This is a genomic window from Paenarthrobacter nitroguajacolicus, assembly GCF_029952445.1.
GTDB classification, from domain to species: domain Bacteria; phylum Actinomycetota; class Actinomycetes; order Actinomycetales; family Micrococcaceae; genus Arthrobacter; species Arthrobacter nitroguajacolicus_B.
In genome coordinates, this window is sequence record NZ_JAQPPK010000024.1 from 15,036 (window position 1) to 40,237 (window position 25,202).

21 protein-coding genes and 2 pseudogenes are annotated in these 25,202 nt (G+C 62.1%); 8 read left to right on the plus strand and 15 right to left on the minus strand.

All coding sequences use genetic code 11. The annotated features are described in order from the left end of the window. Window positions 1-118: 118 nt before the first annotated feature. On the plus strand, window positions 119-2,341 hold the full coding sequence (locus PJL15_RS16725; protein ID WP_281452269.1) for a catalase: 2,223 nt from the start codon (window positions 119-121) through the stop codon (window positions 2,339-2,341). A 187-nt stretch (window positions 2,342-2,528) separates the two neighbouring features. Here the strand turns inward: PJL15_RS16725 and PJL15_RS16730 are convergent, their stop codons facing one another. Next, window positions 2,529-3,029, minus strand: a complete 501-nt coding sequence (locus PJL15_RS16730; RefSeq protein ID WP_281452270.1) for a FliG C-terminal domain-containing protein — start codon at window positions 3,027-3,029, stop codon at window positions 2,529-2,531. A 792-nt stretch (window positions 3,030-3,821) separates the two neighbouring features. Between PJL15_RS16730 and PJL15_RS22745 the strand changes: the two are divergent. Both PJL15_RS22745 and PJL15_RS16735 read left to right on the plus strand, forming a co-directional pair. Beyond that, window positions 3,822-4,082: pseudogene (locus PJL15_RS22745) on the plus strand (hypothetical protein); the annotation flags it as partial. A 33-nt stretch (window positions 4,083-4,115) separates the two neighbouring features. Next, window positions 4,116-5,663, plus strand: a complete 1,548-nt coding sequence (locus PJL15_RS16735) for an FG-GAP-like repeat-containing protein (RefSeq protein WP_281452271.1) — start codon at window positions 4,116-4,118, stop codon at window positions 5,661-5,663. Here PJL15_RS16735 and PJL15_RS16740 read toward each other — a convergent pair. From PJL15_RS16740 to PJL15_RS16755, 4 genes and pseudogenes are all read right to left on the minus strand, one after another. Continuing rightward, window positions 5,652-5,783, minus strand: a pseudogene (locus PJL15_RS16740) (VOC family protein); the annotation flags it as partial. The gene PJL15_RS16735 and the pseudogene PJL15_RS16740 sit on opposite strands and share 12 nt — an antisense overlap. Before the next feature lie 1,090 nt (window positions 5,784-6,873). Continuing rightward, window positions 6,874-7,437, minus strand: coding sequence for a GNAT family N-acetyltransferase (locus PJL15_RS16745; RefSeq protein WP_281452272.1), 564 nt, complete (start codon window positions 7,435-7,437; stop codon window positions 6,874-6,876). Beyond that, window positions 7,434-8,783, minus strand: a complete 1,350-nt coding sequence (locus tag PJL15_RS16750) for an LLM class flavin-dependent oxidoreductase (RefSeq protein WP_281452273.1) — start codon at window positions 8,781-8,783, stop codon at window positions 7,434-7,436. The genes PJL15_RS16745 and PJL15_RS16750 overlap by 4 nt, the downstream gene beginning before the upstream one ends. Before the next feature lie 59 nt (window positions 8,784-8,842). Beyond that, window positions 8,843-9,727 (minus strand): MetQ/NlpA family ABC transporter substrate-binding protein, encoded by an 885-nt coding sequence (locus tag PJL15_RS16755; RefSeq protein ID WP_281452274.1) that lies wholly within the window; start codon window positions 9,725-9,727, stop codon window positions 8,843-8,845. A 220-nt stretch (window positions 9,728-9,947) separates the two neighbouring features. Between PJL15_RS16755 and PJL15_RS16760 the strand changes: the two genes are divergently transcribed. Genes PJL15_RS16760 through PJL15_RS16770 form a run of 3 tightly spaced genes read left to right on the plus strand, consistent with a single transcriptional unit; the run spans window position 9,948 to window position 12,918 of the window. Continuing rightward, a complete protein-coding gene (locus tag PJL15_RS16760; RefSeq protein WP_281452275.1) occupies window positions 9,948-11,072 on the plus strand; it encodes a methionine ABC transporter ATP-binding protein in 1,125 nt (374 codons plus the stop codon). After that, window positions 11,069-11,728 carry a methionine ABC transporter permease gene (locus PJL15_RS16765; RefSeq protein ID WP_281452276.1) on the plus strand — a complete coding sequence of 220 codons (660 nt, stop codon included), beginning with the start codon at window positions 11,069-11,071 and terminating at the stop codon, window positions 11,726-11,728. The genes PJL15_RS16760 and PJL15_RS16765 overlap by 4 nt, the downstream gene beginning before the upstream one ends. 20 nt (window positions 11,729-11,748) lie before the next feature. Beyond that, complete coding sequence (locus PJL15_RS16770) at window positions 11,749-12,918, plus strand: LLM class flavin-dependent oxidoreductase (RefSeq protein ID WP_281452277.1); 1,170 nt, start codon at window positions 11,749-11,751, stop codon at window positions 12,916-12,918. A gap of 96 nt (window positions 12,919-13,014) precedes the next feature. On the opposite strand, the gene PJL15_RS16775 is transcribed toward PJL15_RS16770, so the two are convergent. Then, complete coding sequence (locus PJL15_RS16775; RefSeq protein ID WP_281452278.1) at window positions 13,015-13,185, minus strand: hypothetical protein; 171 nt, start codon at window positions 13,183-13,185, stop codon at window positions 13,015-13,017. Window positions 13,186-13,373: 188 nt separating this feature from the next. Between PJL15_RS16775 and PJL15_RS16780 the strand changes: the two genes are divergently transcribed. Continuing rightward, window positions 13,374-13,661, plus strand: a complete 288-nt coding sequence (locus PJL15_RS16780; protein WP_281452279.1) for a hypothetical protein — start codon at window positions 13,374-13,376, stop codon at window positions 13,659-13,661. Between the two features lie 67 nt (window positions 13,662-13,728). Here the strand turns inward: PJL15_RS16780 and PJL15_RS16785 are convergent, their stop codons facing one another. After that, window positions 13,729-14,154: a rhodanese-like domain-containing protein gene (locus PJL15_RS16785; protein ID WP_281452280.1), complete on the minus strand. Its 426-nt coding sequence runs from the start codon at window positions 14,152-14,154 to the stop codon at window positions 13,729-13,731. Window positions 14,155-14,191: 37 nt separating this feature from the next. Next, window positions 14,192-15,334: an LLM class flavin-dependent oxidoreductase gene (locus PJL15_RS16790; RefSeq protein WP_281452281.1), complete on the minus strand. Its 1,143-nt coding sequence runs from the start codon at window positions 15,332-15,334 to the stop codon at window positions 14,192-14,194. 353 nt (window positions 15,335-15,687) lie between these two features. Between PJL15_RS16790 and PJL15_RS16795 the strand changes: the two genes are divergently transcribed. Continuing rightward, window positions 15,688-16,080, plus strand: a complete 393-nt coding sequence (locus tag PJL15_RS16795) for a VOC family protein (RefSeq protein ID WP_281452282.1) — start codon at window positions 15,688-15,690, stop codon at window positions 16,078-16,080. Between the two features lie 85 nt (window positions 16,081-16,165). Here the strand turns inward: PJL15_RS16795 and PJL15_RS16800 are convergent, their stop codons facing one another. The 7 genes from PJL15_RS16800 to PJL15_RS16830 form a co-directional block, all read right to left on the minus strand. Next, window positions 16,166-16,501: an ANTAR domain-containing protein gene (locus tag PJL15_RS16800; RefSeq protein WP_281452283.1), complete on the minus strand. Its 336-nt coding sequence runs from the start codon at window positions 16,499-16,501 to the stop codon at window positions 16,166-16,168. A 538-nt stretch (window positions 16,502-17,039) separates the two neighbouring features. Beyond that, window positions 17,040-18,242 carry a PLP-dependent aminotransferase family protein gene (locus PJL15_RS16805; RefSeq protein WP_281452284.1) on the minus strand — a complete coding sequence of 401 codons (1,203 nt, stop codon included), beginning with the start codon at window positions 18,240-18,242 and terminating at the stop codon, window positions 17,040-17,042. Continuing rightward, window positions 18,239-20,035, minus strand: coding sequence for an ABC transporter ATP-binding protein (locus PJL15_RS16810; protein ID WP_432443832.1), 1,797 nt, complete (start codon window positions 20,033-20,035; stop codon window positions 18,239-18,241). The genes PJL15_RS16805 and PJL15_RS16810 overlap by 4 nt, the downstream gene beginning before the upstream one ends. Beyond that, a complete protein-coding gene (locus PJL15_RS16815; protein ID WP_281452286.1) occupies window positions 19,948-20,802 on the minus strand; it encodes an ABC transporter permease in 855 nt (284 codons plus the stop codon). The genes PJL15_RS16810 and PJL15_RS16815 overlap by 88 nt, the downstream gene beginning before the upstream one ends. After that, entirely contained in the window at window positions 20,799-21,767 is a 969-nt protein-coding gene (locus PJL15_RS16820) for an ABC transporter permease (RefSeq protein ID WP_281452287.1), read from the minus strand. Before PJL15_RS16820 ends, PJL15_RS16815 begins: the two co-directional genes overlap by 4 nt. Continuing rightward, window positions 21,764-23,416, minus strand: a complete 1,653-nt coding sequence (locus PJL15_RS16825; protein WP_281452288.1) for an ABC transporter substrate-binding protein — start codon at window positions 23,414-23,416, stop codon at window positions 21,764-21,766. Before PJL15_RS16825 ends, PJL15_RS16820 begins: the two co-directional genes overlap by 4 nt. A gap of 52 nt (window positions 23,417-23,468) precedes the next feature. Beyond that, a complete protein-coding gene (locus PJL15_RS16830) occupies window positions 23,469-24,899 on the minus strand; it encodes an FAD-binding oxidoreductase (protein ID WP_281452289.1) in 1,431 nt (476 codons plus the stop codon). Window positions 24,900-25,202: the final 303 nt, after the last annotated feature.

The window sequence follows — 25,202 nt, forward strand, 5'->3', positions numbered from 1 at the left end:
CGCGTTACCTTGCCGCACTGACTTTGCAAGCGGGATTCCCGGCCCCTAGGGTACTAAGGAAGCTTACCTTTTTTGGTTGAGTGAAGTAGTCGCCGATCAACATCGAGGAGAACGTGCAGTGCCAGCTGAGGACAACATCAAGATTCCAGGGGCTCCGTCTATTGAGCAGCCCGCCGTAGAAGAGCCCACAGCGGCGCGTGAGCCGTTGCCGCCGAAGCCTGATCAGCAGGGGCCGGAGGCCGTGTCAGCCACGGGGAGCCCCACCGGCGCACCCGCAAACTCACGTGCCCAGTCCGGCCAGTACCTGACAACGGCCCAAGGTCTGAGGCTCGGAGATACAGACCATTCCTTGAAGGCCGGGCCGCGCGGCCCGATTTTGCTGCAGGACCATCACTTGCGTGAGAAGATCACTCACTTTGATCACGAGAGAATTCCCGAGCGTGTGGTTCACGCCAGAGGAGCCGGGGCGCATGGAACGTTCCGCTCTTACGGCACGGCTTCGAAAATCACCAGGGCAGGGTTCCTTGCGCCGGATGTAGAAACCCCGGTGTTCGTGAGGTTTTCCACTGTTCTGGGATCCAGAGGGTCAGCCGACACGGTCCGTGACACCCGTGGCTTTTCCACGAAGTTCTACACGGATGAGGGTACCTACGACCTGGTGGGGAATAACATTCCAGTTTTCTTCATTCAGGACGGCATCAAGTTCCCGGACCTCATTCACGCGGGGAAACCGCATCCTGACAGGGAAATCCCGCAGGCTCAGAGTGCGCACGACACATTTTGGGATTTTGTTTCGTTGCATACCGAAGCGCAAGCCCACACGATGTGGAATATGTCGGACCGCGGAATTCCCCGTTCCTACCGGACCATGGAAGGGTTCGGCGTCCACACATTCCGGTTGGTGGATGCTGCAGGTAAGACCACTCTGGTGAAATTCCACTGGAAGCCGAAGTTGGGTGTTCACTCATTGGTGTGGGAGGAGGCCCAGATTATTAACGGCATGGATCCCGATTTCCACCGTCGTGATCTGGCGGATGCGATCGAATCAGGAGCGTACCCGGAGTGGGAGCTTGGCATCCAGACGTTCCCGGACACTGAAGATCAAATGTTTGAAGGTATCGACCTTCTGGATCCCACCAAGTTCATCCCTGAGGAACTGGCTCCGGTTCAGCCGATCGGGCTGATGACGCTGAACGCCAACCCGACCAACTACTTTGCCGAGACCGAGCAGGTAGCCTTCCACCCGGGACACCTCGTCCCAGGCATCGATGTCACTAATGATCCGCTGCTCCAGGTCCGCCTGTTCTCATACCTGGACACGCAGATTTCACGGCTCGGTGGACCGAACTTCGCCCAAATTCCCATCAATCGGCCCCACGCCCCGGTCAACGACATGCTGCGGGACGGGATGCACCAGACTGCCGTGCATGGGGGAGTGGCCCCTTACCATCCGAATTCCCTTGATGGTGGTTGCCCGTTCATGGCCGGGCAGGACGTGGGAGCATTCGTGGACGTACCTGAGGAAATCGCGGCAGGACTTAAGGAACGGAGAAACCCGGCGTCCTTCGATGACCACTTCAGTCAAGCCCGGCTGTTCTTCCGCAGTTTGACGTCGGTAGAGCAGGACCACGTGATTCAGGCCTACACGTTTGAGCTTGGCAAGTGCTATGAAGCGGTGATCCGGGAACGGCAACTCGTGGCGCTGGCTAACATTGATGCCGGGCTTTGCGCTGCCGTCGCCAAGGGCCTCGGGATGCCGGCTCCCACGGCCACCGTTGACACGCCGGACGTGGAGCCCAGCCCCGCTGTGTCCCAGATTGGCGGGAAATGGCCTGTTGCTGGTCGCGTCGTGGGCATCATCGCGGACAGTGAAGGTGACATGTCGCTGGTGGCCGCAGCACGCGATGCGGTTGACGCGGCAGGCATGGTCCCCCTTGTCATTGCGCCGTCCGGTGGCGTGTTGGAGCCGAAGCATGGTCCCGCAGTGACTGTCCAAAGGAGCTACCTCACAGCACGCTCGATCGAGTTCGACGCAATAATTGCAGCTGGCGGAGGCATTCCGGCAGCCGATGCCATTCCGGGCCGCGATGCCAAGGCTGGTGAACCGGGTGCGACCTCTGATCCGCGTGTGGTTCTCATGGTCTCTGAAGCTTTCCGTCATGGCAAAGCCATTGGCGCCTGGGGTCCAGGTGCCGCAGTTCTGGATGCGGCCGGCGTCCCTCACGATGCCCCCGGAATCATCAGTGGAGAAGGCCCGGACACGGTGATTCCGGTGGTCCGGGAACTGCTTTCTGCACACCGGGCGTGGGAGCGGTTCCCGGCGGCAGGATCAGTTTCGTAGCACTTCCTGTAGAACGCTGTTAAGTTCGACGGCGGTGGGTTGCCCATGCGGGCCAGCCCGCCGCCGTCGTAATTTCCCGGGTGACGGTTGCCCAGAAGTTGTACCCCGGAAACTTGATGCGGGAAACTGGGCCGGTGGCGTGACTGTTCTTCTGTGTCGTCCGGGGCCTGGTGCTGTGCGGGGCAGATCAGTCGACGAGATGGTCATCCTCAGCGCGCCGGATGACCATGGTTCCAGCTGCGGTTTCTTCGCGGAGTGAACGAATGATCTGGGCCTGTGCCTCTTCCACTTGTGACGCCCGAACGGGGCCGGCGGAGGCCATCTCAAATGCCAGGATTTCGCTATTTCGAGCAGAGATATTGTTGCGGACCGTTTCGAGGACCACGCCTGAAGCGCCTTTGAGGGCGATTCCCAGGATCGCTGGACTGACGTTTCGCAGGAGCCGCTGAATGTCCCGCCGCTCGAGCCTGACAATGTCCTTGAATGTCAGCATTTGAGCGCGGACATCGCCAGCGAGTTCAGCGTCAAGCACTTCCAAACCTTCCAAAACCGTGCGTTCTGTCTTTGTGTCCGCCCGGGTGATGATGTCTACAAGCGGCTGGATGCCGCCGACGTTTTCGGAGGGCTTCCCATGTGAGACCGCCGATCCTGCACGCTGTTTCAGCACATCGGCCACGATCGTGACCACTTCGGGTATTCACGGGCTTTGGCTCCGCCCAACCTTTGCTTGGGTTAGCTCAGATGGCAGGGAGTTGCGCGCGTACGAGACGCAATCGTACCTAGGGTACGTAGGAGTCTCATTACTCTGGTCTGCAGAGCAGGAGCACGTGGATTCATTCTTCCCCCACGTTCGCCCCGTTCTGAACGTGGTGAAAGCCACGGATGAGATGATGAAAATCATCGCCGATTTGGAGAGAAAATAGAGTCCCCCCGACTTCACGGGACCAAGGTTAACGTCGCATCAAAGGATCCGCAGCCGGACACTATAGCGCCCTTGATTCCGGCCTGATTGGGGGTGCCGCTCTAAGAGCATAGCCGGGTAGCACGCCGGCAAGCCTGACCGGGGCGAGGCCGTAGAGCCGCTTCAATTACTCGCTCTTGGCATGGCCCGGAGATATGCAGCGTACAAGCCTGCCATTGATAGACCTTCGCCTGCACAACGAGCTTTGGCGGTTACGAAGAGCTCCTCGAATACTGCCGAGGGAAACGGGTGAATCTTCCCCGCTCCAGCGTGGGCCTCGTCGGAGTGGATGCAGGTCATGGACCAGGGCCGGCAAAGCCGCCCTGGAGCTGACCTTGCGGCGTTGCAGCGCCTCGAAGTCCAGCCGGTCCTTGTTCCATGTGACCGCTTCACCGTCCAGGACCACGCCGGGCGGGACCTGTGCGAAGACGGAGCCGGAGCCGTCATAAAAGAAGGCTGTGCGGCGATTCTTGACGAACAATCAGGCGAAAGTGATATCTCTCACGTAGCCTCAGTTCCATGCCCCGTTTCTTGCCTGCTGTTGTGGCTACAACAGCGATCGTCTTTGCCTGTTCCGCGCTTTCTCAGTCTACTGGTTCGGCTTATGCCGCGCCGGACGTGCCAGCCACGATACAAACAGGGACCAACCCCCACGCCGTGGCAGTAAACGCGACGACCAATAAGATTTACGTAGCAAATTCCGGTGATAGTTCCGTCACGGTCATCGATGGGTCAACGAACAGCACTACTGCCGTGAGCGCCGGCGCCAGGCCAATCGGCCTCGTAGTTAATCCCGTCACCAACAAAACGTACGTGGCAAACAGTGACAGTAACTCAGTGACTGTGATCGACGGTGCAACGAATGCCACCGTTACCGTTCCGGTCGGCACTCAGCCCAATGACATTGCCGTCAATACCAAGACGAACAAGGTCTACGTCGCCAACCTTCTGGCGGGTTCAGTAACAGTCCTCGACGGTCTCACCCACGCGACGATCGACGTTGCTACCGGCAACTGGCCGACGGACCTGGTGGTAAATGATGTGACCAACAAGATCTACGTTACAAACCACAATGACAACACGGTGACGGTCATTGACGGACTCTCCAATGACACCGTGAAAGTCCCTACCGGAGAAGGGCCCCGGGACCCCGCGGTCAATGTTGTTACCAACAAGGTATACGTACCGAACAGTTACGGCGGATCCGTGACTGTGATCGAGGGTGCCTCAAATGCGACGTCAACCATCAATCTTCCGATCCCCCCATGGGCCCTCGCCTTAAATTCAACCACCAATAAAATTTTCGCCGCTAACTACCTCGACGTCGGTGCCATCATCGATGGCGCTACTCTGTCTGTGGCGGAAAAGAGTTTCGGCTCTTCAGCGATGGAAATGGTAGTCAACGAATCCACCAACCAACTTTTCAGCGTAAATTACCCCACCAACACGGTCACCGTGTTGGATGGTGCCAGCAACACAACCAAGACGATCCCCGTTGGTGCAGGTCCCAGTGCCCTGGCCCTCAACGAGGCCACCGGCGTGGTCTACGTGGCCAACTCCGACGGCAACTCCGTCTCAGCCCTTCACGTCGAACCCGGGCCGGCGATGGGGCGAAGCGACTATAACGGCGACGGTCATCCCGACGTCCTCGCCAGCGATACCTCTGGTGTGCTCTGGCTCTATCCTGGCAACGGCACAGGTGGTTGGCTTCCACGCGTCCAGGCCGGTCAGGGCTGGAATGTCATGACGTCAATCATCGGTCCGGGTGACTTCAATGGGGACGGTCATCCGGACGTCTTGGCCCGGGACTCTGCTGGAACCCTTTGGCTTTACCCGGGTAATGGCGCCGGTGGTTGGCTTGCGCGTGTCCAGGCCGGTCAGGGCTGGAATGTCATGACGTCAATCATCGGTCCGGGTGACTTCAATGGGGACGGTCATCCGGACGTCTTGGCCCGGGACTCTGCTGGAACCCTTTGGCTTTACCCGGGTAATGGCGCCGGTGGTTGGCTTGCGCGTGTCCAGGCCGGTCAGGGCTGGAATGTCATGACGTCAATCATCGGTCCCGGTGACTTTAATGGCGATGGTCGTGCCGATGTGCTGGCTCGGGACTCTGCTGGAACCCTTTGGCTTTACCCGGGTAATGGCGCCGGTGGTTGGCTTGCGCGTGTCCAGGCCGGTCAGGGCTGGAATGTCATGACGTCAATCACCGGTCCCGGTGACTTTAATGGCGATGGTCGTGCCGATGTGCTGGCTCGGGACGCTGCTGGAACCCTTTGGCTTTACCCGGGTAATGGCGCCGGTGGTTGGCTTGCGCGTGTCCAGGCCGGTCAGGGCTGGAATGTCATGACGTCAATCGTCTGATGGAAGTTTCTGCGCCAGCATGATCCGGATTCCGCTGGGGTCGCGAAGATAGGTCAGCCTGTAAACATCCTGGTAGTTCGCCACGCCACGGAGCGGATGGCACGCATGCTTCGCGGCGATCTAAGCGGCAACGATGGAGGTTTTCGAAGAGCTCAGAAGCTCGCTGATCCGCGCCGCACGCGCTTCCTTAGCGCTGCCCTCGAAGGTCTCCCTGCGCGAAGAGCATTCCGAAGACGAGCTTCCTTGTGGCTGGTTTCCCTGTCGTGTCCTTTCGCAACGTGAATCTCCGGGTGGCGCCATCTCTCCACGGGCGCCCTGACCGGGGCTATACGGTAAGAATGAGGGATGACCAGGAGCCCGTTAGAGCCTCCAGTGAAGCTACCCGTCTTTCCTGGTATGTGTTTTTGGTGGGCTATTCAGTCAGACAACTTCCCGGATGTGTATCCCGAAGGAACCTTTGGGCGCCGTTGTTAGTTAGGGCTGGTCAACGGATTTCTTCCTTGGAATCGCTGCGAGATGTCCGGCCAGGCGACCTTGTCCTTCACTATTCCCGGCCCGCGGTCCGGGGCATCAGCCGGGTGGCCACGCCCCCAGTGCTGGCATACACACCGGCCCGTGGATACAGAGAACCCGAGGAAATGCCGGGAACATCGGTCCTCACGTGAAGTCCACCTAGCATGGGCGGAAAGTCCTCCAAGCGTTGCCGAAAGGACAAGGCCCCTGCATGACGCCTCTTCGGAGGGGTTTTGCTTTAACGTGTGTACATTCTGGCTGGTCGGGTCCCTCTGACCGGCGTGGGGTGTGCCTGGCGCCGTGGGTCGCCCGTTTGGTTGTGGGGCGCGGGTCCAGGGTCGTGGCCGGACGGCCCTCCGCAGTCTCTGTATTGGGGCAATGGGTTCCTGTCTCGGTCCGTCCGGTAGGACGTTGTTGTCCTACACCCCTTCATGGATGGGGGAGCTGAGTGCAACATGACTTCGAGGTCCTGCGCCGAAGTTCTTGTTTTGGCTCGTTTATGCTGGAGTTGAGAGGCGGCACTCGGGAGAGGTTTGTCTCGCCAAAGGGAGTGTGGATATTGTCCACACTTAATTCGACATTATCGCGTGTGAGGGCCAGAGCGACGTGACGCCCGTTCGCATGTGTGATGGCAAAGATCCGCACAAGTCACTCGTGCTGTAGGCCTCAAGACGCATAGTGCATCATCCTGACGCTTCTACCCTCCTGTTGCGAGTCTCTCCCCGCGCCCATCCAGATCGAGCGTGTAGACCACCAGCTGCACCTTGGGCGCGGGCCGTTCCTTCTCACGTTCGGGCCTGCGGACGTAGCCCAGCCGGCGGTAGAGGCGTTGGGAAGGTTCATTGTCGACGGCGGTGTCCAGCACCACGCGCGCGGCACCACGGTCTGCGGCAAGGCGCGCGGATTCGTCGAGGAGTTTTTGGCCAAGACCAGTCCGGCGTGCTTCCGGCAGCACAGCCAGCAACCTGAGTTCCACCTCACCTTCTTCAGCCTGTCGGCTAAGGCTGGAACCAAACGGCAGAAGGCTGGCCGTGCCCACCAGACGCCCGCTATCTTCGTCTTCGGCGACCAGAAGGACTCCTTCGCGGGCCCGTGCCGCGGCATCCAGCAGGAGTTCCAGCCTCTGTTCGTCCGGCTGGTGAGCGCCGGGGAGGTGGTGGCCAAAGCCTTCGTACGTCAGCCGCCCTACGGCGTCGTACTCTTCGGGGCGCGCCTGTCGAATCACGTAGGTGCCGGTGGCGACGGTTGGTGTGGTGGTCATGATTGTCCTTTCGGCTGCGGATCGAGTCCGAGGTGCGATTTCAGGGTTGTGCCCGCGTACTCAGTCCGCGCGAGTCCACGCTCCTGGAGCAGCGGGATGACCCCGGAAGCGAAGCGCTCCAAGTCCTGTGGCAGGAGCGAGAACATGAGGTTGAAGCCATCCGCGGCTCCTTCCGCATGCCAGCGTTCCAACGAGTCGGCTACGTGCTGGGGGGTGCCAATGAAGTCGTAGTTCCTTTTGTCACCTGTGAGGATGGAGTAGAGGTCCTTGAGGGTGACCGCATCCTCGCGGCCGTGGATCTGTTCGCCCGCGGACCGGAAATCTGTTCTGGGGTTGGTGATGGTGGGGATGCCCGACTGGGCCACTGTGGCATCGGCTCCCAGTCCCGTGAAGTCGAGCTGACCGGTGAAGTACTCCTGCAGGAAGTCCAGTACCTGCTGGTCGGTGATGAGGTTGTCCAACTCGCGGATATGTTCCACAGCTTCCTCACGGGTATCCGCGACCACGGGTGAGATTGCCTGATAGACAAATAGTTCGTCGGGGTTACGGCCGAACGCCGATGCCTGCGCACGCACCGATTCCCGGTAGGTTCTGGCCTGCGGAATATCTGGATGGCTCGCGAAAAGGGCGTTCGCGAATCGTGCGCCCAATCTTTGGCCAGGTCCCGAGGTTCCAGCCTGGGCCAGCAAGGGGGAGTGCTGCGGCGAGGGGCCGATGTTCAAGGGTCCCGCAACTTTGAAGAACTCACCTTGATAGCCCACACGGTTGAGTTTGTGACGGTCGAAAAAAGTCCCGGCTTCCTTGTCGTAGAGGAAGGCGTCCGTATCCCAGGAACTCCAGAGGCCTTGGGTTACCTCAACGAACTCCTCGGCGCGGCGGTAGCGGAGGCTGTGATCGAGGTGGTCCCGGGCGCTGAAATTGGCTGCCGTGCTGTTGGTGAGATCCCTTGTGGTGACAATGTTCCAGCCGACCCGCCCACCGCTGATGTGGTCCGCGGTCAGGGCGGCGCGGGCGAAGTTGAAGGGCTCGTCGTAGGAGGTTGATGAGGTCGCAATGAGACCGATGTTGCTGGTAACGGCGCCGAGGGCGGTGACAAGGCCTATGGGGTCAAAGCGGTTGAGAATGCCGGGGTTGGAGGTTTCGTCGATGGCGAGGGAGTCGCCCAGGAAGATGGCGTCGAACTTGGCGGCCTCAGCTGTCCTGGCCAGCTGCACCTGGTGGGCAAAATCTATGCTGGCCTGCGGGAAAGCTGTTTCGTGGCGCCATGACGCCAGATGGATGCCCGTGCCTACAAGGTAGGCGAAGAAATGGATCTGCTGGCGTTCACGCGTAAGTGTCTGGTTCATGGCCCTGTTCCGGGTTGATTGCGGGGACGCCTGTGTGGCGCAGACGCCCCCGCAAACAGCTACTTGGTCTTCTTGATGGCTGCTTCTTCGGCGGTGAGGACTTCCTGCAGCTTGGCAGCAGTCCAGTCGGCCTTGAACTGCAGGTTCCCGTCGTTGAGCTTGGTGACCGAAGCTTCAACTTCGGGTGTGTGATAGGCGTCCACGATCTTCTTCCAGGTGGGGTCGTCCTTGCGGTCCGACTTCACAACGAAGCCGTTGATGTAGGGTGCCAGGGAGTCCGAGTTCAGGTCCTCCTTGAAGATGATCTTGTCGTCGCCGAGGCCGCCTTTCTGGGCCTGCGTGTTGTTAACGACGGCGGCATCGGTGGTGCCCTTCAGGGCATTCACCGTTTGGTTGCTGTCAACCGGGACAACCTTGATCTTGCTCGAGGTGATCTCAGCAGGTGTGGACAGCGAGTTGCCGCCATCCTTGAGCTGCAGCAATCCGGCAGTCTGCAGATTCAGCAATGCCCGGGCCTGGTTCGTGGGGTTGTTGGGGATGGCAACCTCGGCGTCGGCCGGCAGTTCCTCCACGGATTTGAACTTCTCCGAGTACAGCGCAAGCGGATACACCGCAGTGGCACCCACCGGAACCAGTGTGCCGTTACTGTTCACGTTGAACTGGGACAGGTACTTCAGGTGCTGGAACAGATTGATGTCCACTTGCCCCTGCTGGGTCGCCGTATTGATTTGGGCGCCGTCAGTGAAGTTCTTGACCTCCAGGTCGACGCCCTGGTCCTTGAGCTTGTTCTTCAAAATGGTCCAGTGCTCTTCAGCACCGTCGTCCACGCCGATGACCACCTTGGTGTTTCCCGTGGTTGACGAACCACTGGAAGCACCCCCGCATGCCGAGAGCGATATGGCGGCGATCAGGCCGACGGCGGCAACTAACAGGCGGTTCTTCATGGTGCTTCTCCATACAAGGGTATTGATGCGAATGAAAGGTACGGGGTGTTCCCCCTGCCTCACGCTAGGCAGTTGGGCGGGTGGGAACCGAACGCCTTCGCAACACTCCGTCGCCTGCCGTTAAGGAAAGAAACCGCAGGTCACAGGGGGTCACTGGGTTCGATCCGAGGCCGGGGGCGCTGTTGGAATGGGCATCCAATCAACCCAAAAGGAGGCTGCGGTGAGCGCGATCGTTTCGCTGCGCGGCGTCAGCAAGGTGTTCCCGGTCCAAGGTGGCAAACGCACAGGCCAACGCACGGAGCCGGTCCGGGCCGTCGACCATGTCACGCTGGACATCGACGAGGGAACGGTCGTAGGCATTGTTGGTTACTCCGGCGCCGGCAAATCCACATTGGTTCGCCTGCTCAACGGCTTGGAAAGACCCACCGAGGGGCAGGTGTTCGTCAAAGGACAGGACATCTCCTCGCTGCCTGAAAGCCAGCTGAGGAAGGTGCGCGCCGGAACCGGAATGATCTTCCAGCAGTTCAACCTCTTGAAGTCCCGGACTGTTTTCGGGAACGTTGCCTACCCGTTGAAGGTGGCCGGCTGGCCAAAAGACCGGATCAAGCCGCGCGTCGACGAGCTGCTGGAGTTCGTGGGCATCGCGGACAAAGCCGGTTCCTACCCGCGGCGGCTCTCCGGCGGGCAGCAGCAACGCGTGGGCATCGCCCGTGCGCTGGCGAACGCCCCGGACATTCTGCTCGCGGATGAAGCCACGAGTGCCCTGGACCCGGAGACCACCCGCGACGTCCTGCGCCTGCTCCGACGCATCAACAAAGAACTCGGCACCACCGTTGTGGTGATCACCCACGAAATGCACGTCGTCCGCGAAATCTGCGACACCGTGGTGATGATGGAATCCGGTCGCGTAGTGGAAGCCGGGCCTACGTACACAGTCTTCGCTGATCCCCAGAGCGGCTCCACCCAACGCTTCGTCTCCACAGCTGTCCACGGCACACCGGAACCGGAAACCGTCAGCCGCCTCTCTGCGGCGCATCCCGGCCAGCTTGTCTCCATCGGCATTTCCGAGGCTGCGCCCACGCCCCTGGTTTCCGCCACGTTCGAGCGCCACGGTGTGGGCTCAAGTGTGGTCTTCGGCGGGGTTACCGAGATCCAGAACAAGATCCTCGGCACACTCACGTACGAACTCACCGGCAGCGATCACGCGATCGACGCGGCGCTCGCCGACTTAGGCGAGGTAACCGCCGTCGAACGCCAAACGGCCGCCGTCGAGCGACAGACGCCACCTGCCGACGGCGCCGTGCCGCACCTACCCGTCCCTGCCAACGCCGGAGAACAGCCATGACCGACTGGACGACCCTCCTGCCCGTCCTGGGCGAATCCTTCCAACAGACCATTTACATGGTGGTCATTACCGTGCTGCTCAGCGGCGTTGCCGGACTTGCGCTTGGCGTCACGCTCTACGCCACCAGGCCGGGAAACCTGTTTGCCAACAAGGCCGTGTTCTCCTTCCTGAATTTTCTGGTCAACATCATCCGGCCAATCCCGTTCATCATCTTCATCACGGCGATCGCACCGCTGACGTTGATCGTCATGGGAACGACCATCGGAACGACGGCGGCCATCCTTCCCATGGCGCTGATGGCCGGCGTCGTGATTGGGCGTGTCGTGGAGCAGAACCTCGTGGCCTCCGATCCCGGCGTGGTGGAAGCGGCCCGGGCAATGGGCGATAACCGGCTGCACATTCTCTGGGCCGTGGTAATTCCGGAGTCGCTTGCGCCACTCATCCTGGGGTACACCTTCATGATCATCGCGATCGTGGACGTGTCAGCCATGGCCGGGTACATCGGCGGCGGTGGCCTGGGAAACTTCGCCATCATGTACGGCTACCAGCAGTTCAACTGGGAAGTCACGCTGGTGACCGTTCTGATCATCATCGTCATGGTGCAGGCCGCGCAGTTGCTGGGCAACTTCCTGGCCCAGCGCATCCTCCGCCGCTAACTCTTTCAGGAGAAACCTTTATGCCTATCGAATTCCTCGGCATGGGTGCCGGCAACGACTCCACGGAGACCACGCCCGCCACCACGCCCTTCTTCGATCCCGCCTACGCGGTCCACATCGCTAAGATCCACGAAGACAACAACTGGGACCACGTCCTGTTCGCGTACAACTCGGCGACGCAGGATCCTTCCGTCCATGCGGCATGGGTGGCCGCCCACACCGAGCGAATACAGTTGCGTCTGGCGCACCGGCCCAACGTCTCCCATCCGACATTTGCAGCGCGCTCCTTTCTGACCTTGGACCATATTGCCAAGGGTCGCTTGACCGTCCATTTCATTACCGGCGGGAGCCAGGCGGATCAGGCCCGCGAGGGTGATTTCCTGGCCAAGGATGCACGATATGGACGGACGCAGGAGTACATGCAGATCGTCCGGCGGGCCTGGTCGGGCGACTCCTTTGATTGGGACGGCGAGCACTACCGCTTCGAGAATTTCGCTTCGGGCCTGGGCCCATTCAGCGGGAAGCGGCCAGGAATATCGTTCGGCGGATCATCGGATGCCGCCTGGGATGTGGGCGCTGCTGAGGCTGACATCTACGCTTTGTTTGGGGAACCGCTGGCCGATGCGGCTTCGCAGCAGGAGCAGATCCTGGCACGTGCCGCTTCATTGGGGCGCGTTGAACCGTTGCGTTGGCAGATTGCCTTCCGGCCAATCGTGGCGTCCACCGATGAGCTTGCGTGGGAGAAAGCGCAGGCCATCCTTGGGACATTCCAGGCCCGGCGTTCCGCCGGAGAGGTGATCGATCCCGTGCGTCACTATACGGGGAAGGCCGAAGCGGCCGGAACCCAACGGCTCCTCGCGGCAGCGGAGCGTGGAGACCATCACGACCGGGCACTCTGGACAGCGCTCGCCAAGGCTGCGGGCGGCGGAGGCGGAAGTGCGACGGCGTTGGTTGGCTCGTATGACACCGTCACGCAGGCCATCCTCGACTACCATGAGCTCGGTTTCGAGATCTTCGGCCTCCGCGGGTATGACTTCATAAAGGACGCCGTCGAGTTTGGCCAACATGTGATCCCCCAGCTGAAGCAGGAAGTCGCTCATCGGGAACAGGACAGGTCCGCCGAGGAGCTCCGGGCGAACCAGGCAGCGGCCCGTGGCCGCCTGCTTCAAGACCGTTCCTCTCTCACGTAATCACCCGTTTTCCCGCTCCCTCTTTCACGTAGGCACCTGTTCGGTGCAGTCCACTCTCACGATCCGCGTCCGCAGGAGGTGACTGAGGGTTTGGGGTCAGCTGAGGACGGCGGCAATCCGGCCGTCGACCAGGACCGCGAGCACTTCCGGGACCCCGCCCGCCTGGGAGCCGGCCAGTGGCTGGCCTGCGGCAACCGTGCGGTACGGGATACCTGCTGCAAGCGCCGGAGCAGTAGGGTCAACGTCGCCGAGTGATCGCAGGCTCACTACTCCCATCACTTCACGCGGGTGAACCGTCCCGAAGCTATCTCCCCGCTCCAGAACAAGGAACGCAGGCTCGTGAAGGTCCACGTCGCGCGCATGAAGTTCGACGGCGGCCGCAGCGACTGTCAGGCCGCTCGCCAGAAGGTGAACTCCCCTAAGCGCATTGGTGAGCAGGGAGCGTATGGTTCCTGGTGGCGCCGAACCAGACGCTGACCCTCGCGCATGCTCCTGTCGGGGCACCCGGAGTGGCCGCAGGTTTCTACCAGCTCAGCCAACGATTCGCCGCTGCATTGTGCTCAGCAGCGGCGGCAGGCATGTTCCTGCAGGCCCACGGAGAGTCTCGCGGCGAAGCCTCCAGGGCGGCCTTCCATCAGGGCATCGTGATGTGCTGCAGCCTCTTGGGCGTCGCCCTGCTGGCGGGCGGACTCGATTGGCTGCGTGAGGCGCGGGACCGCAAAAGGCGAGTGCCGCCGTCGTGACTTCCGGGAAGGAAGCCGCGACGACTGCGGCAATGCTCACGCCCGACCGCCCGACGGCGGCAGGTACTCAGCGCTCGGAGGCCACCGAACCGGTGGACGCCTGAGTTGTTTCGACGGGCGGGGCCGTGGGACCGGTGGTCGGGACGCCCGCGTCGCGAAGGGCCGGAAACCCGCCGTCGACATGGACCGCGTTGGCATATCCGAGGACTTTGAGCTTCTGCGCGACGGGCCTAGAGCCGTTGACGGAGCCGCAGAACACCACGATCTTTTGTTCCTGCCCGCTAACGTGCGGCAGGCGATGAGACGATGCAGGGCTGAAGTCTTCGTCCACATGCTCACGGTTGACCACCACGGCACCGGGGACGGCCCCGGTGCTGGCGCGGCCGCCCTCGCTGCGGACGTCAATGAGCAAGGCACCTTCTTCGATGAGCTTGGCCGCCTCTTCAGCCGTGATGAGCTGGGTGTCTTCCTGTACTGCTGTTTCGATGGACATGAATGTTCCTTTTGTTGGTGGGCGGAAAAGAGGGGAGCTAGAGACCCCAGGCCTCGGCGAGCAATTGGTAGGAGTTCTGCCGGTCGATGGGGTCGTGGGCAATAGTGGTGATGAGCAGTTCCTGGGCGCCGGTGGCGCGCTGCAGCGTCCGCAGTCCCTCGCTGACCTGACGGGGATCGCCGACGAACCTTGTGTCCAGGCGGTCCTTGATGAGGTCCTCGCCGGCGGTATCCAGGCGCAATTCCAAGGCATCTTCGGGGGAGGGGTACGCAATGGCGCCGTGGCCGCTGCGGATGCCGTAAACCCATTGCGCGTAACCCCGGGCCAAACGTTGGGCATGGCGTTCGTCCGGGGCCACCAGGACGTCGGCCGAAACAATTACGTGCGGTTCCTGGAGTGTGGCTGACGGCTTGAAGTGGGAGCGGTACTCCGCAACGGAGTCCAGCACGCCCGCTGGCGCGACGTGGTAATTCGCCCCGAAGGGGAGTCCCAGCTTACCGGCCAACCGTGCACTGGGACCGGCGGTTGAGCCGTGGACCCAGAACTGGGGCGACTGGCCCAGGGCAGGAGTTGCCGTTACTTCCTCGCCGTGCTGGGTCCTGTACTCGCCAGTGAAAAACCCGATGATGTCCTGGACATCGTTCTCGAAATTGTCCGTGTCGCCGGGGAAACGGCCCAGCAATTCACCCTGCAAGCGGAACTTGCGGGGAAGGACGGCGCCAAAGATCGGGCGAGGTGCGGGGACCAGCAGTCCGTCGACCACGCGATCGACGGCATCTGTGGATGTCGCTGCCGGAACTACTCCGGGAGCCGGCTCGCTGGGCGATTTCGGCGGGCCTGAACGTCCGAAGCCAAGGTCCAGCCGGTCCGGAAACACTGCCGCGAGCGTTCCGATGCTCTCGGCAATCTGGAGCGGCCTGTAATTTCCCAGCAGGGTGGCCGCAGTCCCAACACGGATGGCCTTGGTGGCGGACGCTACCAAACCGGCCAGGACATGTGGGGCTGATCCTGCGACGCCGGTGTTGAGGTGGTGCTCAGCCAGCCAGTACCGCGAGTATCCCAAAGCCTCGGCAGCGACGCCAAGGGCAACGGTGCTTCGCAACGCATCGCCGGGAGTCTGCCCGGCAGACACCGGGCTGAGGTCAAGGACTGACAGTGGGGTAACTGAAGGCTTCGGCATGTCACGACACTACGGATGAGCCACCAGCGGCCAAAGCCGGCCCGTCACCGTTCTCAACCCTGCTAAATCCAGCGAAACCCGGCGAAACGGGCCGTCACAGGAGGGCTGTAACTGCCCTGAAAAGCCTGGCACCAAGGCGTCCGGTCAGAAGCCACGGCCCGCACCGCCCAACGGGCGGATCTGGATGTGAAGGTCCGAAAGGCGCATGGTTAACGAGTTTGTGTGGGCGAGGGAGATCCACCTTTGCGTGATGTTGAATCCCAGGTGCGCCCAGCTGCTGGCGGCCTATTGGTTGTCGGCGGTTCATGCGCTGCTGTTGCCTGGAGGATGCCGGCCGCCTTTAGGCTTGGCGCATGATTGGAAGAATTGATGAAGTGGTGGTGGACTGCCGTAACCCGGCCGCGCTGGCTCAGTTTTGGTCGTTGGTTCTTGGTGGGACACCCGAACACCGAAGCGAGGACTGGTCATATATAGACCCGCCGGGGTGGACGCGGCTGGCTTTTCAGCGCGTACCGGAAGTCAAGCAGGTCAAAAACAGGTTGCATATCGATGTACTCGTTAAGGACGTTCCACAGGCGGCCGATACGGCTGTGGCCCTTGGCGCCGTCCGGGTGGGGTCGATGCATCGTGATTCGCCGGGAAGCTTCCAAGTTCTCCTGGACCCAGAGGGCAACGAATGGTGTGTCGTCCGCCCCAACACGCCTGAGTCGCTCCTGCCCGCGCAAGTTCAAGAAAACGATCGTTGAGCTGGCTTGGCTTTGGTGCCTCGGCTGCCTTCACGTAAGGAAAATGAAAAGCAGCTACCAACGCTGATGCCGAGGCCTGGTTGTACTAGCCCGGACTGCGCTGGGGTTGTCTGTCGGCCACACCTTCGACCGAAGCGTGGGCGAGGTCGCGGAGTTTCTGGTTCCGGTCATTGGAGGCTTTCTTCAGCATGTGGAATGCTTCCTCGTGGCTGCAACTGTTTTGCGAGATGATGATCCCGCATGAGTCAGCCCATCGGGGTAAGGATGAGGAGTCCTCGAGGAGGATGGGCCGCCCGGATTCCAGGGCGTCGATGCATGGGCCTTGCTCCAGGGACTGCTCGATGCGGTCCAGCGGCATTGCCTGGGCGCTGCTGCCGCCGATGGTGGCGGTGCGTTGTGTCGGCCCAACGTCACCGCGCATTCAATGGGCGTGCCAGTGGATCGGGCTTCATGCTGAAGCCCGGACACCATTGAGCGGCCAGGGTGCTCCCCAAGGTGGCAGCATCAATGTATCCGGCTTTACCGTTGCAACAATTCCGCACTCTGGCATGGGGCAGTTCTGTTGCTGATTTGTCCTGAAACAGGCGCTGCATGCCTCTGTGATTCCCGGGAAATAGCTGGCCGGATCCAAGGAGGGCGACGGAAGGCCGCCGTTGCCGCCGAGCGAAGGGAACGTGGGCGGCCTGCCCGCTGCAAGACCGCGCCTGACACCGGCAAACACCGCTATGAACCGGTAGGTAGTCCACCACCGAAGGGCTCCGAAAGTTGAGTACCGACTACTCGGGTGTACACAGGATCAGGAGGTCTTTAATCAATGAAGCGGCTCCCGAAGCAACTGCCGATGTCCCCCACATCCGGCAATTGTTGCCCATGGGTCCGCCAGCCAAGGCCGGATAGCGGTAACCAGAAGCCTGTCCGGTCTTCGGCTTGCCCGGAGCAGTTGCGGGGTGCGGGCTCGCCTACTTCCGTTGCTTCGCCAACGCCCGTCCCAACCGTGCAGCCGCTTCCTCGAGCTTCGGGGCGGGAACCTCACCGTAGGCCAAGCGTAGGTGCCGGTCAGCGTCGGTCCCCGGTCCTGAAGGGAAGAACGAACCCCGCTGGTACTCCACACCCTCGGCACTGGCATCGGCCGCCAGTTGGTCCGGGTCCACTGAAGAGTCTGCCAGTTTGGGCCAGAGGAACAGCCCGCCGTCGGGAAGAACGGTTTCGAACGCCCCCGGCGCCTCGCGATGCAGCGCGGCGACAAGTGTCTCTGCCCGGTTGCGATACAGGCCCCGGGCCCGCTCCAACGTTGCGTCGAAGATACCAGGATCCGAGGTCACCAGCTCGCCGATGATCGCTTGGACCAGCGTGGAGCTGTGCGAATCCTGCCTGCTGCGCAAAGCCACGAGATCGCCGGACAGGCGCTCGGGTGCCACGGTCCATCCGAGGCGAAGTCCTGGCCCCAGCGTTTTGGTGAACGTATTGATGTGGACGACGTGGTCAGAGTTATTGAATTCCTCTACGCTCTCCTGCTTACCGGCGAAGCGTAGTTCGCGGTACGGGTTGTCGGCCAGGATCACGAAGCCGTAGTGCTCGGCGAGCCGGACCAGCTCCCTCCGGGCTTCCCCGGGCAACGTACCTTGGGAAGGATTGTGGAAGTCCGGCACGGTATAGAGCGCGGACGGACGGGCGCCTGCGCGCAACTGGTCCGAGAGGTGATCGACGTCGAGACCCTGCGGTCCTACGAAAACGGGCAGGGTTCGCGCGTCCGACAACTGCAGCCCCCGCAGGAACAGGGGGAAGATCGGATTGTCCACCGCCACCAGGCCGCCGCGTTCCACCACGGATTGGATGGCCAGGGAGAGGCCGTGGAAGCCGCCGTTGGTGATCAGGATCCGCTCCACCGGGACTCCTTCGCGTTCGGCGATCCACTCCCGCAGCGGCGAGATGCCTTCCGTCCGGGAGTACTGGAGCGCCGGCACACCGGGCCTGGACAGAACCCGGGCCGTCGCGGCGGCCAGTTCCTCCGTGGGGAGGACGCTGGGATCCGGGATGCCGCCCAGGAGTTCGATCGCATCTGCCCTGCGGTCCCGCAGCGTCTGGTCACCGAATCCCTTCGGTGCGGTAAAGGCTTCGATCAATGCTGGGCGCCGGGTGGTGGTCAGGATCTGGGTGCTCATGCTGTGGCCTTCGCTAGTTGTTTGGCTTCCGTGGCAACCTCGCCAAGTGCGGCTGCGGGGGTGGCCAAGGGGATGGAGTCGAGGAGTGCGCGGGTGTATGGGTGTTGCGGTCGCGAGAAGATGTCTTCCACCGCTCCGTCTTCCACTACCTGCCCTTTTCGCAGGACAGAAACGGTGTCAGCCACCTGCCTCACCAGGGCCAGGTCGTGGGAAACAAACAGGTACGTCAGATCCAGTTCACGTTGCAGTTTGGACAGCAGCTCGAGGATCCCCGCCTGGACGCTCACGTCCAGTGCGGACGTAGGTTCATCCAGAACCACGACGTCGGGCCGCACCACCAGCGCCCGGGCGATCGCTACTCGCTGGCGCTGCCCGCCGGACAGGTGCGCGGGTCGCCTGGAGGCCACATCGGACGGTAAACCCACAGCCTCCAAAGCCTCGCGAACGCGCTGGGCGCGCTCGGGCTTGGTCCCTACACCGAACTGGTCCAACGGTTCGCGAATGATTCTGCTGACCCGCCAGGTCGGGTCCAACGAGGTGAACGGGTTTTGGTACACGAGCTGAAGGTGCCTGCGGATGTCGCGCACTTCGGCACGGGACCTGCCCGACGTCGATTGGCCGGCTACCGCGATCTGCCCACCGTCGGGCTGTTCAAGCCCAAGCAGCAACCGGACGGCAGTGGTCTTGCCGGAACCGGACTCGCCAACAAGAGCGTGCGTCCGTCCGCGTTCCACGGAGAAGGACACGCCGTCGCAGGCAAGGACGTCCATCCCGCCCGCTGAGAAGCGCTTCGTCACATCCCGAACATCAATCTGGAGCCGCGCTGATGGTGAGGAAACATGCCCAGTGCGGTAGTCGCCGTCGCGCGCTGGTTGAAACGCAGTGCGCTGGTCCCGGTACCTGTCCGGATGAAGCGCAGGCACGTCCGCCTGGAGGCTGCGGGCGTAATCCGTGCGCGGTGCGGCGAAGACGTCCCGGGACGGGCCGCTTTCCTGCACTGCGCCGTCCTTGAGCACCACCAAAGAATCGGCACGTTCGGCCGCGATGGCGAGGTCGTGCGTGATCAGCAGCAGACTGATGTCCAAGTCCCGGCGGAGTTCGGTGAGCATGTCCAGGATCAGCTTTTGCACTGTCACGTCCAAGGCGGAGGTCGGTTCGTCGGCCACAATCAGCGATGGCCGGGGGAGCACGGTGAGCGCGATCAGCACGCGTTGGAGCATGCCGCCGGAGAGCTGGTGAGGGTAGGAGTCGTACACCCGCACGGGATCGGGCAGTCCCACTTGCTCCAGCACGTCCAGGATCCTGCCACGGCGAACTGACGGATCGGTTTCGCCGAGCAGCGCCGCAGCTTCCTGTGCTTGGGCGCCGATGGTTCGGACCGGGTTCAGGGCAGACGCGGGATCCTGCGGGATGAACCCGAGTTGTCGGCCTCGCAGGGGACGGAACTGTTTCTCGGGGAGTGCCAGAATGTCGCGCCCGTTCAACGCCACGCGGCCCGCCGCCGTCGCTTCGCCGTGGGGGAGCAGGCGCAGGACGGCTTTGGCGATGGTCGACTTGCCCGAACCGGATTCGCCAATCAGCGCCAGGCTCTCGCCTTTGGCCACCGAAAACGAGACGTCATGGACGACGCCGGTGGGACCGTAGGCGATCGACAAGCCTTCCACTGTTAATAGGTCAGCTGACACGTCGGTGTCCTTTCGAATTTTCACTTGGCGTTTCGCAGCCAGCGGCTGATGCGGTTCACGGACAGGACGGTGACCACGATGACCAAAGCCGGCGCGTACACGAGCCATGGCGCGGTGACGTACGTTTTGCCGGAGGCGACCAGGAGTCCCCAGTCCGAGGCAGGGGGTGGATCGCCGTAGCCGAGGAAGGCCAGGGAGGCGATGATCAGGATGGACGTGCCGAACTGCAGGACCGCCAGGACCAGCACGGATCTGTAGGCGTTGGGGAGGACATGTCCCAGCAGCGCGTGCAGACGGTTTCCGCCCTCAAGGTAGGACGCTTCAACGTAGCTGGCGCTGCGGACCCGCATCACTTCTGCCCGCATCAGCCTGGCAAAGACGGCGACGGCGGACACTCCGGTGGCGATGGCCGCGTTGATCGTCTGGAAACCCAGCGAGCTGACGATGACCACGGCAAGGAGGAAGCCCGGAATGGCCAGCAGGACGTCAACGAAGCGGCCCAGGACAGCATCCACCCAGCCGCCGCGGAACCCGCTGGCCAGGCCAATGATGCTGCCGACCACCAGTCCGATGAGCACGGCAACCAAGGCACTTGTCACTGAGGAGGCGGTTCCGTGGACCACCCGGGCGTACTGGTCGCGGCCGAGGTAATCGGTGCCGAACCAGTGGGCGGCGCTCGGTGCCGCCAACTTGCTTGCGGTGTCGCCTGTGACGGGGCTCAGGGAGGTGAAGAGGCCCGGTACCAGTGACCACAGGATGACTACGAGGATCACGGCGAAGGACAGGATGACCGTTGCCGGGGGTAGGCCGGCAGTGAGCTTCCGGGACGCCGATCCGACGTTGCGGAGCTGTGCGTTGCTGAGGATGGCAGTCATGCGCCCACCTTCTCTTTGAGTTTGGTCTCCCGGATTTTGACGCGAGGATCCAACAGGGGCGAGGCAAGGTCCGCCACCAGGTTCACGGCGACAAAGACCACGGCTGATAGGGAAACGACCGCTTGAAGTACGGGTTGGTCCTCACCGGTCACGGCCTTTTGGACCACTGTGCCGATCCCATCCCGCCCGAAGATGGTCTCCGTAATCACCGAACCGCCCAGCAACTCGCCCACAATGAGAGCCACCATGGCCACCGACGGCAGGGCTGCGGGCTTCACGAGGTGCTTGGCGAACAGCCTGGCCTCGGTCAGCCCGCGGGAACGTGCCACCACGGCGTATTCCTGCCGGGATTCATGGTCCAGGCTGGCGATCAGGACCTCGGCCAAGGGTGCTGAAACCGGGATGGCCAGGGTGATCGCGGCGAACAGAGTAGCCACCGGGCTGTTGGGATCGGTAGTGGTGAACGAATGCAGCCGGAAGGCGAAGAATTCGATCAGTACCAAGCCGATGACAAAGTTGGGCACCGAGAGGAAGAACGAGGGAATGGACCGGACGATTGCAGCCCACTTGCCCGGCAGATACTGGGCGCCGTAGGCGATGGCACCAGCGAACACAATGGCGATGACCAATGCTGTGGTCGCCAGCGTAAGCGTCGATGGCAAGGCGTCGCCCACCAGTTGGGACACCGGGAGGTTGGACTGCAGGGAGAACCCCAGCTCACCGGTCAGGAAGCGGCCCAAGGACAACAACAGCTGGATGACTACCGGCTGGTCAAGGCCGTAGAAGGCAACAATCCGTTGGATGTCTTCCTCGCTCAAGCCGTGTTGGGGGTCCCTAAGCGTATTGGTGATGGCATCGCCCGGGAGGACGCTGATGATCAGGAACGTGAACACATAGGCGAGGAGGACGACGACGATCGCCTGGGCCGCGCGCGTCAGGGCAAAGCGCCTGTAGTCGCCTGTCACTGTGAAATCCAGGCGGTGTAGAAGTTGGCGTAGGCCAAGCCGTTGTACTGGACGTCCTTGATTTTGGGGCTGATCAGGTACAGGCGCTGGACGAGCTGGTTAAGGGGGATGAAGTAGCCCTGCTCCAGGACATACTGCTGCAGTTCATCGGCAACCTTTTCCCTGGAGGCACGGTCTGAGGCTGTGGCGATCGCGGTGGAGAGGTCGTTCAGCTTCTGATCGCTGGTTCCGAGCCCGAACCAGTCTTCGCCCTTGTTCTGGCTGGTCAACACTCCGGCCACCGTGCCGACGTCGACGAAGCTGCGCGAGGTTTGGAACAGCGGCGGCTTGCTGGCCTGCACGGCCGCGTAGCCGGCGACGTCCACCACCTTGAGGTTGACCTTAATACCCACCTTTTTGAGCTGCTGGGCGATGAGCTCGTCCTCGGCCTTGGTGGAGGGCACATACGGGTTGGGTGTCAGGGTGAATTCGAGGGTTTTGCCGTCCTTGGCACGGTACCCGTCCGAACCGGTTGCCCAGCTGGCGTCGTCGAGGATTTTGTTGGCCTTCCCGGCGTCGAACTTGAAGGTGTCGCTGAACTCGCCGGCTTCCGGTACGTTGCCCTGGATGAAGGTGGTGGCAGCGTTCCAGTCGCTGGTGTAGACGGTCTTGAGGATCTCTTCGCGGTCGATGCCATGCTGGATGGCCTTGCGGACGGCGGGGTCGTTGGTGGGGAAGGTCTGGGTGTTGACCTGGAAACCGTCCACGAAGCCCAGGTAGCGCGGCGTTCCCACGGTGAAGCCCTGGGCCTTGAGCGACTCGATCTCCTGGGGTTCGATGTTGAAGGCGACCTCAGCCTGCCCCGAAACCACGGTTGACGTCCGGACCGAGGTGTCCTTGATGACCTTGTAGGTAATGGTGTCCAGTCGTGCCGGTCCGGTATGACCAAGGGCGGCCGGGCCCCAGTTGTAGTCCTTGCGCTTCTCCAGGACGTAGCTGTCGCCCTGCTTCCAGGACTTGACCACGAACGGGCCGCTGCCGATTTCCTGGCTGAGGTCCGCCTGCGCCTCGACGGGCAGGGCCAGGGTCTTGGGTGAGAGCAGGATGCAGCCGTGATACGCCAGCGTCGCGATGAATCCCAGCGCGGGGGAAGAGAACGAAACCTTCACCGTGGCTGTGTCAGCGGCTTCGGCAGCAACGAAGTTGCTGGATGGGAACAGGCCCACCTTGCTGACGCCGCGGGTGGAATCGCCCTTGGCCCAAGCGGTGAGGTTGGCGACGACGGCGGCTGCGTCCAGCGGGGTGCCGTCGGAGAACGTCACGCCCTTCTTCAGATGGATGACGAAGTCCTTGGCACCATTGAGTTCTTCCCAGCTCTCGGCAACCCACGGGCTGAGCTCACCCTTTTCGTTGACGTACACCAACTTGTCCGTGATCTGGCCCCAAAGGTTGCCCTCGTAGCTGGAGATGGACGTTTTGCTGGAAACCCAGCCGGTGTCGTAGCCCTGGATCAGGAAGGTGATGTTGCCGCCGTCCACGGGTGTGGTGGAACCGGTGCCTGTGCTGGCTGTTGTGCCGCCGCAGGCCGTGACGAGGGCGGAGGTGGACAGTGCGCCGAGGCCGGCGAGGAAGGCTCGCCTGCGGAATTCAGGGGTGTTGAAGGTAGTCATGGGGTTGCTCCTGATGCGTGGGGGATTGCGTTGGGGTAATGCTGCGGGGCGGCTAGATGGCCTTGCCGGGATTGAGGAGTTGCTGGGGGTCGACGGCTGCCTTGAGCGCGTGCTGCAGCTCGCGGCTGCGCTCTGAAAGTTCCAAGGCCGCCCACCCTCGTTTGATGGTTCCCACCCCGTGTTCGCCGGTGACCGTCCCGCCAAGGGCAAGGGCCACCTTCACGAGTTCAGTGGCGGCTTCGGCGAGGGAAGCAGGCGGGTTCGCGTCGTCGTCGGGCGTTTTGTCCTTGGTAATCAGCGGGTGGAGGTTGCCGTCGCCTGCATGCGCTACGGCCGAAATTTCTACACCGAAACGGGCTTCCAAGGCCGGGAAGGCTGCATAGACCTTGGGTAGTTGGGACTTGGGCACGGCAATGTCCTCGCCGATGTACCACTTGTCCTGGGGGAGGCCGCGGCCGCTGCGGCGCAGTTCCCAGAGGCGCGCGCCGTCGTCGTCGGACTCCACGGTCACCCGTCCGCCGGCAGCGGTGAGCGCTGTGGCGAGGTGGGCTGCCTGGTCGCCGATGCCGTAACCGTCGATTTCGATGAGGATGAGCGCGGCGCCCCTTTCCCGCAGCGCGGTTCCGGAGTGGGCGTCGATGTTGGCCAGACTGGAGGTGTCGAAGAACTCGATCGCGGCCGGGCGGACCGGTGAGAGGGTGATGGCTGCGAGCCCCTCGGTGCCTTCTGCTGTGCTGTTGAAGAACGCGGTGACGGTTTTGCGTGCCACGGGGATGGGGCGCAGGCGGACCGTCGCTTTGGTGACGATGCCCAGGATGCCTTCCGAGCCGACGAACAGGGAGGTCAGGTCCAGGCCGGTAACGCCTTTGATGGAGCGGTGGCCGACTGTGATGAGGCTGCCGTCGGGCAGGACGACGTCGAGCGACAGGACCGATTCGCGCGTCACCCCGTATTTGGCGCATCTCAGCCCGCCTGCATTGGTGGCGATATTGCCGCCGATGGAGGAAATGTCGAAACTTGCTGGATCCGGGGCGTAGAAAAGTCCGAATGGTTCCAGGTGCTTATTCAGATCTGCATTGATGACGCCGGGTTCTACTACCGCCACTTCATCCAACGGGGAGACCTCGATGATGTGTGTGAGTTTCTCGGTGGAAATGACTACCTGGTCTGTGTTTGCGGTGGCGCCGCCCGACAGGCCGGTCCCAGCCCCGCGCGGCACCACGGTCACGCCCAGTTCTGCGGCCAGCTTTACGGCTGCCTGAACCTCGGCTGCCGTTGCGGGAAGCACGACGGCGGGTCCCGGCTTTCCGCTGGCGGCCGCGGTTTTAGCGGTGGCTGCGTCGTGGCTGTAGCGGGTGGTCCCGGTGCCGGGCTCGCGGATCTCGATGCCTTCCGCACGTCGGGTGAGCTCACGAATGTAGCCCTGGATGGTGGGGTGTTCGTGGATTGCGGGGAATTCATGGGTGAGCTGCTGAGTTGTCATGCGGGCGTCTCTCTGTCCGGGTGCATGACAAGGCATTCCTGCGCGAAGCACCCAAAAGCTTTTGATGGATATCCCGGTCACAATTAACTGGGTCCTCAAAAGCTAACGGGAATCGGAATTTACGCGCGAATTTTTTGAAACGTCGATCAATACTTCTCAACCGGGGGTAGTAAATCAGACTATTAAGTAAAAGTACGCAATTCTGCGACACCATTCTTTTCCCGCGGTTCTGCCTCGCCTGCCAGCGCGACGAAGATGACGATTGTGGTCTCTTTGTTGCGTTCAGGCGTCGTCCCGAGAAGC